12 protein-coding genes and 3 pseudogenes are annotated in these 16,982 nt (G+C 59.7%); 7 read left to right on the forward strand and 8 right to left on the reverse strand.

Annotation, left to right across the window (positions count from 1 at the left end):
* A pseudogene (locus tag BUE39_RS36055) lies at positions 1–851 on the reverse strand (adhesin); the annotation flags it as partial.
* On the opposite strand from BUE39_RS36055, the gene BUE39_RS36140 reads away from it, so the two are divergent.
* Positions 784–1,011 carry a hypothetical protein gene (locus BUE39_RS36140; protein ID WP_159442567.1) on the forward strand — a complete coding sequence of 76 codons (228 nt, stop codon included), beginning with the start codon at positions 784–786 and terminating at the stop codon, positions 1,009–1,011. The pseudogene BUE39_RS36055 and the gene BUE39_RS36140 sit on opposite strands and share 68 nt — an antisense overlap.
* 83 nt (positions 1,012–1,094) lie before the next feature.
* Here the strand turns inward: BUE39_RS36140 and BUE39_RS36060 are convergent.
* Positions 1,095–2,309, reverse strand: a pseudogene (locus BUE39_RS36060) (ESPR-type extended signal peptide-containing protein); the annotation flags it as partial.
* Entirely contained in the window at positions 2,306–3,061 is a 756-nt protein-coding gene (locus BUE39_RS13545) for an EAL domain-containing protein (protein ID WP_073429177.1), read from the reverse strand. The gene BUE39_RS13545 and the pseudogene BUE39_RS36060, both read right to left, overlap by 4 nt.
* Positions 3,062–3,626: 565 nt before the next feature.
* Here BUE39_RS13545 and BUE39_RS13550 point away from each other — a divergent pair.
* Both BUE39_RS13550 and BUE39_RS13555 read left to right on the forward strand, forming a co-directional pair.
* Positions 3,627–4,208: a recombinase family protein gene (locus BUE39_RS13550; RefSeq protein WP_073429178.1), complete on the forward strand. Its 582-nt coding sequence runs from the start codon at positions 3,627–3,629 to the stop codon at positions 4,206–4,208.
* A 124-nt stretch (positions 4,209–4,332) separates the two neighbouring features.
* Positions 4,333–5,703: a glycosyltransferase family protein gene (locus tag BUE39_RS13555; RefSeq protein ID WP_073429179.1), complete on the forward strand. Its 1,371-nt coding sequence runs from the start codon at positions 4,333–4,335 to the stop codon at positions 5,701–5,703.
* A 79-nt stretch (positions 5,704–5,782) separates the two neighbouring features.
* On the opposite strand, the gene BUE39_RS13560 is transcribed toward BUE39_RS13555, so the two are convergent.
* The gene (locus tag BUE39_RS13560; RefSeq protein ID WP_073429283.1) at positions 5,783–6,481 is read right to left on the reverse strand and encodes a response regulator transcription factor; all 699 of its coding nucleotides are present in this window, start codon (positions 6,479–6,481) and stop codon (positions 5,783–5,785) included.
* Between the two features lie 611 nt (positions 6,482–7,092).
* The gene (locus BUE39_RS13565; RefSeq protein ID WP_073429180.1) at positions 7,093–7,737 is read right to left on the reverse strand and encodes a recombinase family protein; all 645 of its coding nucleotides are present in this window, start codon (positions 7,735–7,737) and stop codon (positions 7,093–7,095) included.
* A gap of 700 nt (positions 7,738–8,437) precedes the next feature.
* Between BUE39_RS13565 and BUE39_RS13570 the strand changes: the two genes are divergently transcribed.
* The gene (locus BUE39_RS13570; RefSeq protein WP_073429181.1) at positions 8,438–9,208 is read left to right on the forward strand and encodes a response regulator transcription factor; all 771 of its coding nucleotides are present in this window, start codon (positions 8,438–8,440) and stop codon (positions 9,206–9,208) included.
* Between the two features lie 378 nt (positions 9,209–9,586).
* Complete coding sequence (locus tag BUE39_RS13575; protein WP_073429182.1) at positions 9,587–12,736, forward strand: error-prone DNA polymerase; 3,150 nt, start codon at positions 9,587–9,589, stop codon at positions 12,734–12,736.
* Between the two features lie 68 nt (positions 12,737–12,804).
* Here BUE39_RS13575 and BUE39_RS13580 read toward each other — a convergent pair whose 3' ends face one another.
* Complete coding sequence (locus BUE39_RS13580) at positions 12,805–13,695, reverse strand: LysR family transcriptional regulator (protein ID WP_073429183.1); 891 nt, start codon at positions 13,693–13,695, stop codon at positions 12,805–12,807.
* Positions 13,696–13,822: 127 nt separating this feature from the next.
* Between BUE39_RS13580 and BUE39_RS13585 the strand changes: the two genes are divergently transcribed.
* Positions 13,823–14,563: an SDR family NAD(P)-dependent oxidoreductase gene (locus BUE39_RS13585; protein WP_073429184.1), complete on the forward strand. Its 741-nt coding sequence runs from the start codon at positions 13,823–13,825 to the stop codon at positions 14,561–14,563.
* A 40-nt stretch (positions 14,564–14,603) separates the two neighbouring features.
* Positions 14,604–14,768: pseudogene (locus BUE39_RS35440) on the forward strand (methyl-accepting chemotaxis protein); the annotation flags it as partial.
* Here BUE39_RS35440 and BUE39_RS13595 read toward each other — a convergent pair.
* Together BUE39_RS13595 and hpnR are read right to left on the reverse strand one after the other, a co-directional pair.
* Complete coding sequence (locus tag BUE39_RS13595; RefSeq protein WP_073429186.1) at positions 14,765–15,247, reverse strand: hypothetical protein; 483 nt, start codon at positions 15,245–15,247, stop codon at positions 14,765–14,767. The pseudogene BUE39_RS35440 and the gene BUE39_RS13595 sit on opposite strands and share 4 nt — an antisense overlap.
* A gap of 114 nt (positions 15,248–15,361) precedes the next feature.
* The gene (gene hpnR / locus BUE39_RS13600) at positions 15,362–16,903 is read right to left on the reverse strand and encodes a hopanoid C-3 methylase HpnR (protein WP_073429187.1); all 1,542 of its coding nucleotides are present in this window, start codon (positions 16,901–16,903) and stop codon (positions 15,362–15,364) included.
* Between the last annotated feature and the right edge of the window lie 79 nt (positions 16,904–16,982).

The following is a 16,982-nucleotide window of genomic DNA, read 5'->3' on the forward strand; positions in this document are numbered from 1 at the left end:
GGGTTCAGGTCGTACTTCACCGCCTGGCTGTTGAGCGCGCTGACCGTCGTGGATACCGACGCGATGCCCGTCGAGGCCGAGGTCGACAGCGAGGTGACGTTGCTGTTGGTGGTGGAGAGGCCCGTGGACAACGAACTCACACCAGTGGACAGCGAGCTTGCCGTCGTCGAGGTCGAGGTGGACAACGACGCCACATTGCTGTCCGTCGTGCTCAGGCCCGTGGACAGCGAGGCGACGTTGCTGTTCGTGGTGCTCAGCCCTGTGGACAGCGAACTCGCCGTGGTCGAGGTCGACGTGGACAGCGACGCCACATTGCTATCGGTCGTCGACAGACCCGTGGACAGCGAACTGATGCTGGTCGAAATCGAACCTGTCGCAGTCGACAGCGACGCCACGTTGCTGTTCGTCGTGGACAGCCCCGTCGATAGGAAACCAACGCCCGTGCTCAAGGATGCGATGCCGCTTGCGGCTGTAGACAAGCCGGTCGAAGTCGAAACGCTCAGCGAATTGACGTTACTGTTCGTCGTTGACAGGCCGGTACTCAGCGACGAAATGCCGGTTGACGCGGAAGTCGAAAGGGCATTTACCGCAAGATTCGTTGCGTTGAGTTGCGAACCATTAATGGCATCCGTGCTTGTTGCGCTGATGCGGCCAGCGGCCACATTCGTGATCTGACGTTCCTTGCCCGCGCTACCCACGCTTACCACGCTGGTCGGCGCCGTTCCTGCGAACGCATACGTCACACCGCCGATTACTGCACTTGTTGTCGGGTTTGCGGCCGCCGTGACCGAACCGTTTCCTAGTGCGACGCTATCGGCATTCGCAGCAGTCGCGGCGTTACCAAATGCCATCGAATTCGCGGCTGATGCAACTGCGCTCGTGCCAATTGCAACCGAATTTCCTCCCACTGCAGAAGCGGCATTGCCTAGAGCGATGTCATTGACGATCGTCGTGCTGCCGCTCACGCCGGCTACCGCACTCGATCCGCCCGCAAATGAATTTGTGCCATAGGCAGTCGAATTCAAACCATTCGTCAGTGAACGATCACCGATCGCCTTAGAGCCGCCCCCAACCGCCGTTGCAAAATCACCGCTAGCGCTGGCACCTGTGCCGACGACCACCGCGTTCACTCCAGAAGATTGGGCAGCGTTCCCAATTGCAATCGAACTTGTGTTACTCCCAACGGCGGAACTGCCGATTGCCATTGCACCGGAGCCGGTTGCTTTCGAATACGAGCCGATAGCCGTGCCGTTTGCACCGGAGGCGAGAGCGGTGGTTCCGAAGGCAGACGAATTTTGTCCGCTGGCCGACGCCGCTGCGCCGAGTGCCATACTCGCGGTTCCACTTGCAATCGCCGTATGCCCGAGCGCGATGGCATTTGTGTTCGATGCCGTCGAATCGGAGGCGAGAGCAATCGAATATCCGCCAGTTGCCGAAGCGGCATTTCCGAGCGCAACGTCATTGACGATTGTAGTGCTGCCTGCGATGCCTGCTATTGCGTTCGTGCCGCCCGCGAAAGAATTGACGCCGTTTGCGGTTGCGCCAAACCCTGCTGCCATAGCGCCCGCGCCTGAAGCAGTGGCCGATTCGCCCAGCGCAGCGGAATCGTCCGCCGCAGCATTTGCCAACCTACCAACGGCAGTGCTGCTGGTTCCGTCAGCCGCTGCATTCGCCCCCAGCGACGACGCGAAATTGCCGGTCGCGTGCGCTCCTGCACCCACAACCGCGGTAGCTTGGCCCGAAGCAGTTGAGAAAATTCCAAACGCCGCCGCATTAGCGCCGGAAGATGTGGCACGCGCGCCAAATGCCGCCGATCCCGTCACCCCTGACGCTACGGAGCTTGTTCCGACAGCCACACCATTAGCCGAAGATGCGTTTCCTAAAATCGCAATAGCGTTGGTGCCAGAGGCTACCGCGCCAGCGCCATACGCAGCGGACGAGTCGCCAGAAGCAAGGGCCGAAAATCCGACTGCTGTCGAGTGATCACCGGAGGCGGTCGTGAGACAGCCAATTGCTACACCCGACACGGTGCTCGCGAAGGCGTTGTTGCAACCTGAAAGTTTGGTTGCTGCTTGCGCGAACGCCACATCTGGCGCACTCAGCCCGGCGGCAACGGCGACTGCCGCGACGGTTATCACACGGAGTGCCGGCATGCCGTCCAAGAAGCCAGCACCCATGGCACCGATACTTGTACCCGGTGAACTGGTGACGACACTGCCGCCACTTTTGCCGCGCGCTGAGTCTAATTCAGACACAGCGACCCACGCGCCGAGAGCATCATTCCATATGGATCGATAGTTTTTATTCATTCTCTGATTCCTGTTGACGAAAATTGCGCGCGAACAGCAATGCGCCCCGGTTCTCTCCCCTGTACCCACGTCGCGCCAGCCGCTTTCGCTGAAGCGAATTGCGATTCCGACTGCACGCCCTCAACGACAACCGTATCGGCAATCGAAGCCGCCATCGAAACAATCCGCTTCAATCTGGCCTGTGCAGAAGCGTTGCCGTCGGCGGCAGTAACAAACGAGGCGTCGATTTTGATGATGTCGGGCGAACGAATTTCCATTGCCGTATCGACGCCATATCCGGCTCCGAAATCGTCTATCGCGACGAGACAGCCCGTCGCGCGCAATCGGTCGGCGAACACCCGCGCGCGGCCGCGCGCGACGGGTTCGGTTTCGGTAATTTCAACGACAAGCCGCGCGGCGATCGAAGGCTCGAAAGCGAGGCAGAGAAGCGCCGCTTCCCATATCACGTCCAATACGGCGCTGCGGCCCGAAATGTTCACGCCCAGGCGAATAGCCGCGGTTGACCGCAGCAGACCGATCACACGCCGCACGACATAACGGTCGTACGCACGAATCAGATCGAGCCTCTGCAATGCCGGCACAAAGGTCATGGGATCAATACGTCTACCTGTTGCATCGGTAACGTCAGTCAGGCATTCGTGGTAGAGCACCACGCTGCCGTCAACCGCGGAACAGACCGGTTCGAACCTCAATCTCACCCGGTCTTCTCGCATTGCGGCGAACACCGCTTCTGCCACTTCCGTGTCGGTCATTGCCCCCTCCGATTTATCCGACGCCACTCGTCCGCCTGCACTCACGGATGCTGTCAAAGCTCTTCTTCGGGGCGGACAAAAGGGAACCCTTGTGCCAAATTGCTAAAAAACTTGTTTCAAGACGTGAAAGCCATACTGGGCCGGGAAAGGAAGCGGTGAGAAAGGACCGGACAAAAGGGTTCCTTTTTGTCTAGTAGAATGCGACCAATCTTGCGATGTCTGACACTTTGCAATTCATGCCGCAAGCCAGAGACAGTCGACCTTCGAAACAAAAAACCGGTCGCTAGCAACCAATACAGTCGAGTTCCAGGAGCACGCTTTCCTTTCCGATAGGCGAAACGAAAACGGCTCATGGACAGCAAGCCCGAAACGCCTCCGAATGGCACGGATGCAACGCCACTCATGGTGTCGCCAACAGCACTCCCGGACTTATGCCGTACTGCATGCTTCTTTTTTTTCTTGATCGCGTAACCGCTCAACGGAACGGCAGCGGCTCACGTTCCTGTTCTGAAAGTGATTTTTTTTACTATCCGTACAATGTGCCGCCCAACACGAGGAGTCTTCTGTGAAAGTCGGATACGCGCGTGTTTCGACGGAAGAACAGAATCTGGCGCTCCAGAAAGACGCGCTAATGCGCGCCGGATGCGACAAGCTCTTCGCGGATCAGGGGATATCAGGCGCACAATTTTGCAGGCCGGGGCTGAACAAGGCACTGGCCACGATGTCTGCGGGAGATACGCTGGTGGTATGGCGGCTCGACCGTTTGGGGCGATCGCTCGGCAAGCTCATCGATCTGATCGGACAATTGGGGAAGCGAAAAATCGGCTTCATCTCCCTGAACGAATCGATCGATACGACATCCGCAGGCGGAGTGCTTATGTTTCACATGATGGCCGCGCTCTCCGAATTCGAGCGGCGCCTGATCAGCGAGCGCACGCGCGCGGGAATGGAAGCAGCGCGGGCGCACGGCAAGAACTTCGGTCGCAAGCCATCGCTTACGCCGGCGCAACGTAGTCAGGCCGTGGCATTGTTCGAGACGACGCCCATTAGCGAAATCGCGCGGAAGTTCAACGTGCATCCCCGCACCGTCAAGCGAGCCATAGAAACCAGCTCGGCAAGCGCCCCGAAGTCGCAATGCAACAATTAGGCCGTGGTGAACTTTTTGAACACCATCGACATGCGCCGATCGCAATGAGAAGTGAGAAACCAGATCGGCCGTTTACAAGCACGAACGGAGCATGGAAGATTGCGTTTTTTCTGGAGATAGGTCGATGAGCTCGTCCACGGTTTTGAGTTACTTCGTTGAGCGTTCGCCGCACAGCTACGCAAATCACCGGGAATACGCGTTAGCCAACGGATACCGCCATGAAGTCGTGGACGCCAGCGAGGGCCCCAGGGGCCCGCAGGTTCAGGCGTTGCACAAATACGAGGCATTGCTCGAAGCATTGCTGCGTGCCGAAGAGGGTCACTTCGTTTTGCTTCTCACCGAAAACGCCGCAATCGTCGACCCGGCGCCACTCGCGAATTTGATGAATGAGCGAGAGTACCTGCTTGTGAGTACATCAAGCGCATTGCCGCAGACCGACGCGCAAATCTGGCGCAGTAGTACGTGTTCGCGCGCTACGGTCCACGATCTCGTCAAGCAGTGCAAGCTTGGGGGAACGCCGTTTCCGGGGGAGGCCGAGGTGCTGGCTGCCCACGCATTCCAACCTTGGCACTCGCTCGTCAATGGAATGTGTCCGGTCATGCACACGGGCCCGAACGTCGACCCGCGCTGGAGTCTTGCCCCAACTTTTGCCATCAGCATCGACAAATCGACACATTCGCCGGTTGAAATGGGCATCGTGCCGGACTTTCGCAATGCGCTCTTTCGGCATGTGAACCATTGCAAGCAACGTGGAAAACGCTTTTTTTCCTTTGCCGATTCGCGTGCCGAAAGTCAGGGCACGCGGAGTTCGTTCAACCCCGGAAAGTCAATCGCGTTTGTCACCCTCTATACGCCGGAAATAGCGGCGTATGGCCGCATCGCCGAGCGCAATTTCAGGGAATATTGTGACCGGCACGGCCATACGCTGTACGTGCACCGCGAGATTCCGCCAGAAGTCGGACTGCGCGGCACAGGGAACTGGCTCAAGCCGTGGCTGCTGCATGCCTATTTGAACGATCACGACTGGATCGTCTGGCTCGACGCGGACGTTCTCTTTACCGACATGGCACGCCGTATCGAGCCGCTTCTGGAGCGTCGCGACCGGCTGTTGGCACGCGATGTCGGGCAGTGGCCATTCAACTCCGGCGTCATGGGTTTTCGCAAGACAGAAGCCAACGCCTCGATGCTCTACGGTCTGATGCAACGCATTGCCGGCCTCGCCGACCGGTCAACGGTTTATGCCGGCAATGGAGACCAGTTTCATTTCATCAATGCACTCAATGAACACGGCCTGCTTGCGGAGGCTGAGATTCTCAACCCGATGATTATCAACACGCCCTGGTTTCTGCGCCGTCCAGACAGCTTTGTCGTGCATTACCTCGGCATGTGGACCGAGATGCGGGCACTCATGATGGACCGCGATGAACGCGAGCGTATCGCCGGCACCGAAAAAAGTGATGACGACCTTGCACTTTCCGTGGAGCACATCCTATAGTGCCGCCCGGCAACTGCGCGGCATGTGCCGACAGTTCAGCCAGTTGCTGCGCCAGGGTTACCCTGGCGCTCCGGCTCCGTCAAATACGCTCTCTCTCGAGCTTTTCCAAACGATAACCGTAGCCGTAGATGGGCATGATGCAATAGCCGTTTTCGGGCCTCAGACGAAGCTTCACTCGTACCGCGGACATGTGAGTATCTAGCGTACGAGTCGGAATGTCCGCCGAGTGTTTCCAGATCGTCTCCAGAATATGCGCGCGGGAGAGTGGTCTCGCCAGGTTACGGAACAACAGAAGCGCCAGTTGGAATTCCTTTTGCGACAATGCAATTTGCTCGTCGCTCAAAAATACCCGCCCAGCCTGAGGTTCGAAAAGATAGTCGCCAAATTGCTGAGTGGCGGCAGCCGCATCCTGCCGATAGATTCGTTGCAAAAGCCGGTTGACGCGAGCGAGCAGAATGGGTGGGGGAACAGGCTTGACCAGGTAGTCGTCCGCTCCGGCATTGAGTGCATGAACAATGTCTGATTCGCGCCCCCGACACGTCATGAATAAAACCGGCAGATTGGCGTCGTAATTTTCGCGGATCCACGCAAGCACAACGTCGCCCCGCACGTCCCCGACATTCCAGTCGAGCGACACAAGATCGAACGTCTCTCGCTGCATTTTACGAATGAGCGCACGCCCCTCTTTGAATAGATAGCAAGTGTGCCCGGCCTGCGTCAAAACTGCATTAATGAACTCCGACTGCTCTGGGTCGTCCTCAAGAATGGCGATGCGCATGAAAAAATCCTGACATTGGATAATAGGAAGCCACATCTCCTATCAGGAAATGACTTCCCCTCTGCTCTTCCATATTGGAGCTACGGCGATTTAATAGACGGCCGCATTCCTCCTTGAGGAGGATCGCCAAATGACTAAAGAGCCGGTGCTTTTGCTATTGATCACATGTTTCATTCGATCAGCTTCAATCGACTAACGCATTGCAGTCATCGGATGATCCGCCGCTGCAAGCGTTCTTCCTACCAAACTTGCCAGCATTGCCGGCCTCGTGGGCCGCTGCGGGTTACATTTTTTAACATTCTAGCAGCACATCTTTCAACTGTCATACGATGTCACATTAATTATCATTAATCGTAATTGGGGCAGATACAAATCGTATTGCGTTACCTCAAGGTCCGAGGCACCTAGCCTCTGAAGAGAGCAACGCACTTCTTCTCGCGACAGCCGCTATCAATTCGAGTTGGGAGCACGTGCCGCGGTGAGAGCTTCGCGCCGTCTCTTCCTCGGTGAACCTCTACCCGGCTTAGGTTGTTGCTAATGCGGCCCATGGGTTTCGTTCGTACAGAGGTGTAATTGAAACTCAATAGCGCTCTGTCACTCGCCGTCGCGTGCTACGCGCGCGATGCCAAAGTTGAGTCCGAAGCCGAAAGTGCGGCCGTGATCGCAGCATCAGCGTTAATCGACGGTGCCCGCGCTGCCTTGTTTAGATAGCGCCGAAGCGTTCGAGGGTGAACGCTGAAGCTCTTCGCGACGAACGCCTGGGAGTGGTGCTTCAGCATACTGCGCGCCTGTTCGCACTGGTGAGTGCTTAACGCACCCGGTCGCCCGATACTGCTGCCGCGTTCACGTGCCGCGGCCATTCCGGCACGCGTGCGTTCGCCAATAAGGCCACGCTCGAATTCCGCAATCGCCGCCAGCATGTGAAAGGTAAAGCGTCCGCTCGACGAGCGCGTATCGATGTATTCCGTGAGCGAAACGACGCGCACCTTCCTTTTGTCGAGGTCACCGATAATGCTGGCGAGATGTCGCAAGGACCGCCCCAACCGGTCCAGCCGCCAGACAACCAACGTGCCGCCCTGCTGGACCGCCTCCAATGCCTGCTTCAAACCGGGCCGGTCGAAACGCGCGCCCGATAAGCCCTTGTCTGAAAAGATGTGGCTACAGCCGTAACTCTCCAGCGCCTTCAACTGCATATCGAGGTGTTGCTCGTCGGTTGACACACGTGCGTACCCGACCTTGATCTTCTCGAATGGCATTTCTTTCCCCGTAAAGCCTGTTGCTATCTTTTCCGCTTGCGAAACGTTATCGACGAAGTCGTGGTGTCTGGCGACTCGCGATGTACGGATACACGATCACGAAGAACCCCTTTCGCGGAGTCGAGGCGGTAACGAGTACCTGTATCGCAGGCTCATTCGACGTCATGTTCATCGCGCTACCGCCGGTCCTTTCACCGAGACTGGAACGGATTGTGTGGCACCCGGAATAAAGACAATGTCAGAGAAGGTCATGGTCGTACGGCATTTTTTTCGAATTTTTTGGCTAATTTGATAAATGAAATTTTCATATTTGCACGGCTATCATCGTTTTGCATGGAGCGGACGCGGCGATAGTTGTGCATGTCGCGAGTGAGCCGTTACGCGCCGCGGCAGGCACACATTTCCGGTAATGCACAAGGAAGAAAGCCACGTGAGCTTCAAGCAGCCCGGAGAGATGTTCGTCGACGTGGTAATCGATAGCGTTTAACGCTTCGACCATTCGCCGTGTCGCCCGCGCTCACTTCCTTCCTGACAGTCCCTGACCATTGCCATTTATGAACTATCGGAAAATCCGTACCAGGTTGGGTGGCCGCATCATCATCGCGGCAACGTTTACTGAGAACTTAAATAAGAACCGTCCAGGCTAACGATTGGCATTGGATGTCGATATACGTCCCGGTCTGTCGAGGAACCATCGCTCATGCACATCGCCATTTTTAATAATGATCCGGCCGAATTGCGTTTCGTAACCGACACGCTCATGTCAGCCGGTTATAGCTGTCAAACCTTTTCGGAAGTGAGATCGCTGCTTCACGCTTTGCAGCACGGGACTTTTGATCTTGCGATCTTCCGTTGGGACGCTGATATAGAAGTGGTCGCCATGCTCGCAGGCATTCGCCATCATTGCGACACGGAGCTCCCGATACTGGTTATCTCATGTCATTTGCGCGAGCGTGATGTCGTCGACGCGCTGAACGCCGGCGCCGACGACTTTCTCGTTCAACCAATTGCCGCTCCGATTCTCCTCGCCCGAATCACCACGCTGCTACGCCGCTGCGGTCAGCGCGCATCGGCCGTCGCCAGGCAGCAGCAGTTCGGCGAATATCGCTTCGATCTCCAGGAAGGCCGCGTATCCTGGCGGGGCGAGCGCATCGCTCTTTCACAGAAGGAATTCCGGGTCGCCTTGCTGCTATTTCAGAATCTCGGCCGGCCGCTTTCTCGTGCCAGTCTCATCGAGAGCGTGTGGCGACATTCGGCAGACGTGCCCTCCCGCACGCTCGATACACACGTTTCCTCGGTGCGGACGAAACTGCATCTGCGTGCGGAGAACGGATATGTGCTTATTTCGATCTACCGCTATGGGTATTGTCTTCAGGCGGCCGCGGAGGGTGCGCAACGATCGTCGGTTCATAGCGGCCAATGCGGAACGCGCGCTAACGGAGAACATCTTGCGGAAGTCGCCGCCGCATAAACCTGGTTCTGTCGCGATGTGGAGAGAACCAGGCGGACGAATCAATTGCTCGCAATGCCGTAGCGTGACCCTATACGTGAGCGCTTGAAGAGTAGGCGCCCTCCTTTCGTATGACGTAGGTTGGATTGCGCAGGAAACTGCCATCTCATCGCAATCTCGTGCAGGTGCAAATTCAGGCGTATGATACTGTATGCATATACAGTGTTCACGCTCATGTCGTCTGTCACCCTCCCTACCGCCGATATCCACCTATCGCTCTGGCACGCAACCCGGCTTGCCCGCGTGAACAGCGCACTATCGGCACCGGCTCTCCACCGTAACCGCGCTGCTCAAAAAGAGCAGCGCGGGTTCCCGCACGGCCTGTCCGGATGACGCGCAATGGACACGACTTTCACCGCGCTACCGGCCTACGCCGAGCTGTTCTGCTTTTCGAACTTCACGTTCCTGCACGGCGCCTCGCATGCGGAAGAACTCGCCGCACGCGCGTCGCAACTCGGTTATGCGGGGCTCGCCGTCACCGATGAATGCTCGCTTGCGGGCGTCGTGCGCGCGCACGTCGCGGCGAAGGAAATCGGGTTGCCGCTCATCATCGGTTCGTATTTTCAACTGCGCAATGCCGACGGATCACCGGCGTTCGGCTTGATCCTGCTCGCGCAGAATCGCGAGGGCTACGGCAACCTGTCCGAATTGATTACGCTCGCGCGCACGCGCGCGCCGAAGGGCGAATATCGTCTGACGCCGCACGATCTGTCGCGCCCCGATCGCGACTACGCGCATTTGCGCGGCATGCCCGATTGCCTGGCGATCCTGGTGCCCGAATTTCCGGCAAAAGAAGAAACGCTCGAAGCGCAACTCGAATGGCTCGACGACACGTTTCCCGCGCGCGCGTGGTGCGGCCTCGTGCTGCATCAGCGGGCAATGGACGACATCCATCGCGGCGCCGTCGAATACACCGCTGAGAGGCATGGCATACCGGTCGTCGCGCTCGGCCACGTGGTGATGCACGTGCGCTCGCGCAAACCGTTGCAGGACACGTTGACGGCCATCCGCGTCGGCAGGCCGGTGCATGAATGCGGCTACGACCTCGCGCCGAACGCGGAGCAGCATCTTCGCTCGCGGCTGCGGCTCGCGAACCTCTATCCGGAATACGCGCTTCGCGAGACCACGAACATCCTCGCGCACTGCACGTTCTCGCTGGATGAACTCCGGTACGAGTATCCCGATGAACTGGTGCCGAAAGGCTTCACGCCGGCGACTTATCTGCGGCAGGAGACGTACATCGGCGCGCAGCGACGCTTCCCGTCAGGCATTCCGTGCAACGTTCAGACGCAGATCGAACACGAACTCGAACTGATTGCGGACCTGCAATACGAGCCGTACTTTCTCACCGTTTACGACATCGTGCGGTTTGCGCGCAGCCAGCACATTCTCTGTCAAGGCCGCGGCTCGGCCGCCAATTCGGCGGTCTGCTATTGCCTGGGTATTACGGAGGTCGACCCTGCGCGCGGCAACATGCTGTTCGAGCGTTTCATCTCCAGGGAGCGCGGCGAGCCGCCCGACATCGACGTCGACTTCGAACACCAGCGGCGTGAAGAGGTGATCCAGTACATCTACTGCAAATACGGCCGCGATCGCGCGGCGATTGCCGCGGCCGTCTCCACCTATCGTGCGCGCGGCGTGCTGCGCGAAACCGGCAAGGCGCTCGGTGTCGACATGCAGATAGTCGATGCGGTGGCGAAATCGCATCACTGGTTCGATAACAGCGCGGACCTGCTCAAGCGCTTCGAGGAATCGGGGCTGAATTCGCAGACGCCCATCATCCAGGCGTGGGCGTCGCTGGCCGCGCAACTGTATGGCTTTCCCCGGCACCTGTCGCAGCACTCGGGCGGCTTTGTCATCAGCAGGGGAAAACTCACGCGCCTCGTGCCTGTTGAAAACGCCGCCATGCCGGAGCGCAGCGTTATCCAGTGGGACAAGGACGATCTCGAGTCGCTGGGGCTGCTCAAGATCGACGTGCTCGCGCTCGGCATGCTGTCCGCTATCCGCCGCGCCCTGGACCTCGTGTCGGCGCAACGCGGCGAGCGCTTCGAGATGCAGGACATTCCGGCGGAAGACGCCGCGACCTACGAGATGATTTCGCGCGCGGACACCGTGGGCGTGTTCCAGATCGAATCGCGCGCGCAGATGTCGATGCTGCCACGGCTGAAGCCACGCATCTTTTACGACCTCGTTATCGAGGTCGCCATCGTCCGCCCCGGACCGATTCAGGGCGGCGCCGTCCATCCGTACCTGCAACGCCGGCAGGGATTCGAGCCGGTGACTTACCCCAGCGAGGCGCTGGAAACCGCATTGGGCCGCACGCTTGGCGTGCCGATTTTCCAGGAGCAGGTCATGCAGGTCGCCATCCTGGCGGCGGGCTTCTCGGCCGGCGAAGCGGACCAGTTGCGAAGAGCAATGGCGGCATGGAAGCGCAAAGGCGGCCTTCAGAAATACTACGACCGCATCGTCAACGGCATGCTCGAACGTGGGTACGACAGGGCATTCGCGGACGGCATCTTTCAGCAGATTCTCGGTTTCGGCGAGTATGGCTTTCCGGAAAGTCATGCGGCCAGCTTCGCGCTGCTCGTGTACACAAGCAGCTGGCTGAAGTGTCATGAGCCGGAAGCGTTTCTCGCCGCAATGCTCAACAGCCAGCCGATGGGCTTCTATTCGCCGTCGCAACTCGTTCAGGATGCGAAGCGCCACGGCGTTCAGGTGCTGCCGGTGGATGTCACGATAAGCGGCTGGGATTCGTCGCTCGAACAGATCGACGGTGCGGCGCGGCCTGCTGTCAGACTGGGTTTGTCGCTGCTTCGAGGCATGCGCGACGGCACCGCCGAACGTATCGAGAATGCGCGAGCCGTGCGTCGATTCACGGCCGTGTCCGACCTCGCGCGGCGCGCGCAACTGGACCGTCGCGACCTGCAGGTGCTGGCCGCGGCCAACGCCCTGTCCTCGCTTGCCGGCAACCGGCGCGAGGCGCTGTGGCAGTCGGTCGCGTCCATACCTGACAAGGACATGCTCTCGATCGCGAAAGTCGAAGACGAAACGCCTGAACTGGGCGCGCCGTCCGAGGCGGACGATATCGTCGGCGACTACCGGTCGATGGGACTGACACTGGGCCGGCATCCCCTCGCGCTACTGCGCCGACATTTGCTGGCCGGCAAATGGATGCCGGCATCCACGTTGCAGACCTACCGCAACGGCCGCCTCGCGCGCGGCTGCGGCATTGTTACGGTGCGCCAACGGCCCGATACCGCGAAGGGCGTCATCTTCATCACCATCGAGGACGAGACCGGCAATGTGAACGTCATCATCTGGCCCAAGGTGCTCGAACAGCAGCGCCGGGAGGTGCTTGGCGCGTCGTTACTCGGCGTGCTCGGGGTGTGGCAGTGCGAAGGCGAGGTGCGCCATCTGGTGGCGCATCGTCTTGTCGATATGTCGCATCTGCTGGGCGGGCTGGTGACGGCGAGCAGGAATTTTTGTTGAGTCATTCACGTTGAAGCGTCATGAAGTGCGTCTCGCAGCGACGCGTGTGCGCCGAGGATTCCGTTTGGCTAAACGCGCGGCGGGAGGGCCGCGGCAAAAAAGTCCGTCACGCGACGCACGCGTGCCGGTACAAACCGACGCCTTGGCCAGATGACGCTGATGTCTCTCACGTCGCCTATAAAGTCCTCGAGAACGGCGATCACGTCCGGATGCCGGAGTTCGTCCGCAAGCGACACTCGGGCAAAGAGGCCGATTCCAACGCCGTCCAGCACACCCGCCCGGATCGTTTCGACGCTGTTCGACGAAAGATTGCCGCGAACGGCCACGCTGAATGGACCGTCCGGCCCAACGAACGGCCAGTTCGCCGACTCCGTCAGACCGCCATATAAAAGGCAGTTGTGGTCGACGAGCTCGGCGGGTGTCCTGGGTATGCCGTGTTGCTCGAAGTACCGACGCGATCCGACGCACACGAGCGGCGTGGTCGCCACGCGCCTGACGACCGCATCAGGATCGTTGACGGGGCCTACCCGGATCGCCAGATCGATCCGGTCTTCCACCATGTCGCGCACGAGGTCCGAAAGAACGAGATCGACCTGAAGGCCGGGATTGAGCGACAACAACTCAGGGATGAGCGGCAAGACGTGAAGGCGACCGAACGTGGACGCTACGGCGATCCTGATCAAACCGGAGACATCGAGCGTGCTGCTCGTCAGTTCGCTGTCGGCTTCATCCATCTCATCGACGAGCGGCCTGGTCCGATCGTAGTACCGCTGCCCCTGATCCGTGAGGGTCACGTTGCGCGTGCTGCGGTTGAACAACAGCACGCCAAGGCGCTTCTCCAGCGTCCCGATGGCCTTGCTGATGGCGGATTGCGATTCTCCCGTTCTACGCGCCGCAGCCGAAAAGCCACCCGCCTCGGCCACGGCGATGAAGGCGTTCAATTCGTGAAACCGGTCCATTGCCGTCGTCCCCAAGCGTTCCAGCTATTCCCCAAGAGAATAGATCTTATGAAAATTCCCCGCATTATCATTCCCGCCGGCCGCAATTACCATCGTTCTGTCATTCACGAACAGATACAAGGTTTCGATGTCCACTCTCGCAGGCAAGACCGCCGTCATTAGCGGCGCAACGACCGGTATCGGTTTGGCGATCGCCCAACGCCTGGTGGCCGAAGGCGCGCATGTCTTTATCTTTGGTCGCCGGCAGGCGCAGCTCGACGAAGCCGCCCGACTGATCGGCCGCAACGTCACCGCTATCCAGGCTGACGCCGCGAACCTCGATGATCTCGATCGCGTCGCTGCAACAGTCAGGGAAGTAAAAGGTGCCGTCGACATCGTCGTGTCGAACGCGGGCTTTACGGAGCAGGCTTCGATCGACACCCTCACGCCCGAGCATTTCGACAAGGCCTTCAACCTCATGGCTCGCGGCCCGGTCTTCCTGGTTCAGAAGCTGTTGCCGCTGATGACAGCGGGCGGATCGATCGTTCTGGTCTCCTCGGCCATGCACGGCATGGGCATTCCCGGCCATACGGCCTACGCGGCGACCAAGGCGGCGCTACGTTCCTATGCCCGCACGTGGGCCGCGGAATTCAAGGATCGCGGCATTCGCGTCAACCTGCTCAGCCCTGGCGTCACCGATACTCCCATTCTCGATTCTCAATCGGCGACGCGCGAGGAACTGGTGAACATGTACCAGAGCATGATCCCGATCGGTCGACTCGCGCGGGCCGAGGAAATGGCCAATGCGGCGCTCTTCCTCGCGTCCGACCAGAGTTCCTATGTGACGGGTGCGGATTTGATGGCCGATGGTGGTGTCGGTCAGGTCTGAGAAGCGACGCTCGCTGACTCGATCTCCACGCATACGGGCCAACGACGCCAACGACGCCTCGGGGCGGAACGTCACCGGCACGATTGAAAGCATCGCGTTTCAGACCAATATTCTTGCGCTTGATGCTGAAGTGGAGGCGGCACGAGCGGCAGAGGAAGGACGCGGCCTCGCCGTGGTCGCCTCTGATTCGTATGCACTCAATCAGTGATACGTCGTCGTCGACGACTGCAGCTTCGTCAGCACGCCGCGCTTGAATCGGAACCAGCCTTGCGAGCCGTGCATCACGACTTCATCGCCTTGCCAGAACACGCGCCTGACCGTCATGCGAATACCGGAGCGCTGCACAAGCGGCGGACGGCGGCGAAAGTCGTACAGCACCGGGCCGGAATCGGTCTGCACGAGCGTGCGCGTGACCGTGTCGTTTGCGTGGCCCACGTCATCGAAATGCGTGAGCGTGTTCGCGCCGAAGCGATCGAAAACCTCGTTGTCGAGCATCGCCGTCCAATCGTGGTCGGCGCGCACGAATTGCAGTTGGCCCGAGGGCGTGCCGAGCGGGCCGGACGCGTTGCTTTGCGCATGAACGCAAGTCGCGAAAGAACTCGCCGCGAGCGCTGCGACGAACAGTCGTCCGAGGTTGCCTTTCAGGTTCAGCGGCGTCTGCCGCAACGAAGCGCGACCCGCCATCGTTCGTTGGAACATTGTCATCGATCTGGTCCACACCGTCATTGTTATTAACGAAGCGGCGATGGTACTTCACCCGGCAATCGAAGGCGACGCGAAGCGGCTACTACCCCACTCCTACTCCGCCCCCATCCGCGTCCCGTCCACGAATCTTTCGGTGGCGTCGTCGATCCGGCGCCCTCGGCGTCCCGTCGGCCCATAGACATAAATCGATTTCACGTCGACCCGCTCGTCCGTCACGGCGGGCGGAGGCGACATGGCATAACGCACCATGCGTGCGTGGTCGCCGAGTTGCAATCGCGGATCGAAAACGGAATCGAATTTCCACAACATCCGCACGAAGTTGGTCTGGCCGCGCAGCAACAGCTTGCACGCCTGCCCCGTCGCGCCCCGCAATGCGGTCCAGCCCAGGTGCTTGCGATTGAGTACCTGCTGCGTGCGCACCAGTTCCGTGTAGAACTCATCGAGCGGCAAACGGGTCGGCAAAACCGCATGCTGTATGTCATACAACCGATAATCCAGGCTGGTCAGCCTGCGTTGCTCGCGCAGCCAGATTTCGGTGCCGGGATAAGGCGTGTTGACGCTGATATTGACGATCTCCGGTATCTCCAGGCACCAACGCCGGATGGTTTCGAAGCGCTCGCGGTCCCAGTCGGGGTCGGCAATCAGATTGATCGCGACGGTGATCCCCAGCGAGCGGGCAAACTCCAGCGCCTCGAAGTTTTTGTCCAGCGTGATGCGTTTGCGGAACGCCTTCAGGCCCTCCGCATCGATCGCCTCCATGCCGATGAACATGTACTCCAGTCCGAGGCGGCGCCAGAATCGAAACACGTCCTTATTGCGCAACAACACATCGCCGCGTGTCTCCAGGTAATACCTCTTTCGAATTCCCCGGCGCTCGATCGCCTCGCCGATCTGCATGCCGTGCTCGGCATGAACGAACGCCACGTCGTCGACGATGAATACGCCCGGCTCGCGTATCGTCGCCAGTTCGGCGACGACCTGTTCCGGGTTGCGCGCGCGGTAGCTGCGGCCATAAAACGTCCACGCGCTGCAAAACGCGCAATCCCAGGGGCAGCCTCTCGCAAACTCGATCGAGGCGCAGGGGTCCAGCACGCCGATAAAATATTTTCTCCGATGCCGCAACAGATCGCGCGCCGGGCGCAGCGTATCGAGCGACTGCGCGAAGCACGGCGGCGGCCCTTCGCCATCGCGCGTGACCACGCCGGGCACACGCAGCAGATCGCCGCCGCGGGCAACCGTCTCCAGCAAGGCGGCGATCGAGGCCTCGCCTTCGCCGCGGAGCACGCAGTTCACCGCGCCATCGGCATGCCGCAGCAGATCGGCCGCGACAAACGAGGCGCTGTGTCCGCCGACCAGCACGAAACACTGCGGCAGCGCAGCCTTGATCGCTTTCGCGAGATCGATGATTTCGGGGATGTTGGCGAGGTAGTTGCCCGAGAAACACACCGCGTCGGGTTGCCAACTTCGTATCATGCGGTGCAGGTCGCGGTGCGTCTCGGCCTGCAGGTCGATGAGGCGGACCTCGTGGCCGGCGTCCCGCGCGACGGCCGCCACATACTCCAGTCCAAGCGGCTCCAGACGCAGGAACACGCGCGTGTACATCAAACCGCTGGGATGAACCGCAAGCACCTTCATGAAAATCTCCCGCAAGAGATAAACCAGCGGTATTGCGCCCCCAGACGGCCGCGCGCGCCCTCAAGCGTGCGTACCCGCC

The sequence above is a fragment of the Paraburkholderia terricola genome (assembly GCF_900142195.1).
Classification (GTDB): Bacteria; Pseudomonadota; Gammaproteobacteria; order Burkholderiales; family Burkholderiaceae; genus Paraburkholderia; species Paraburkholderia terricola.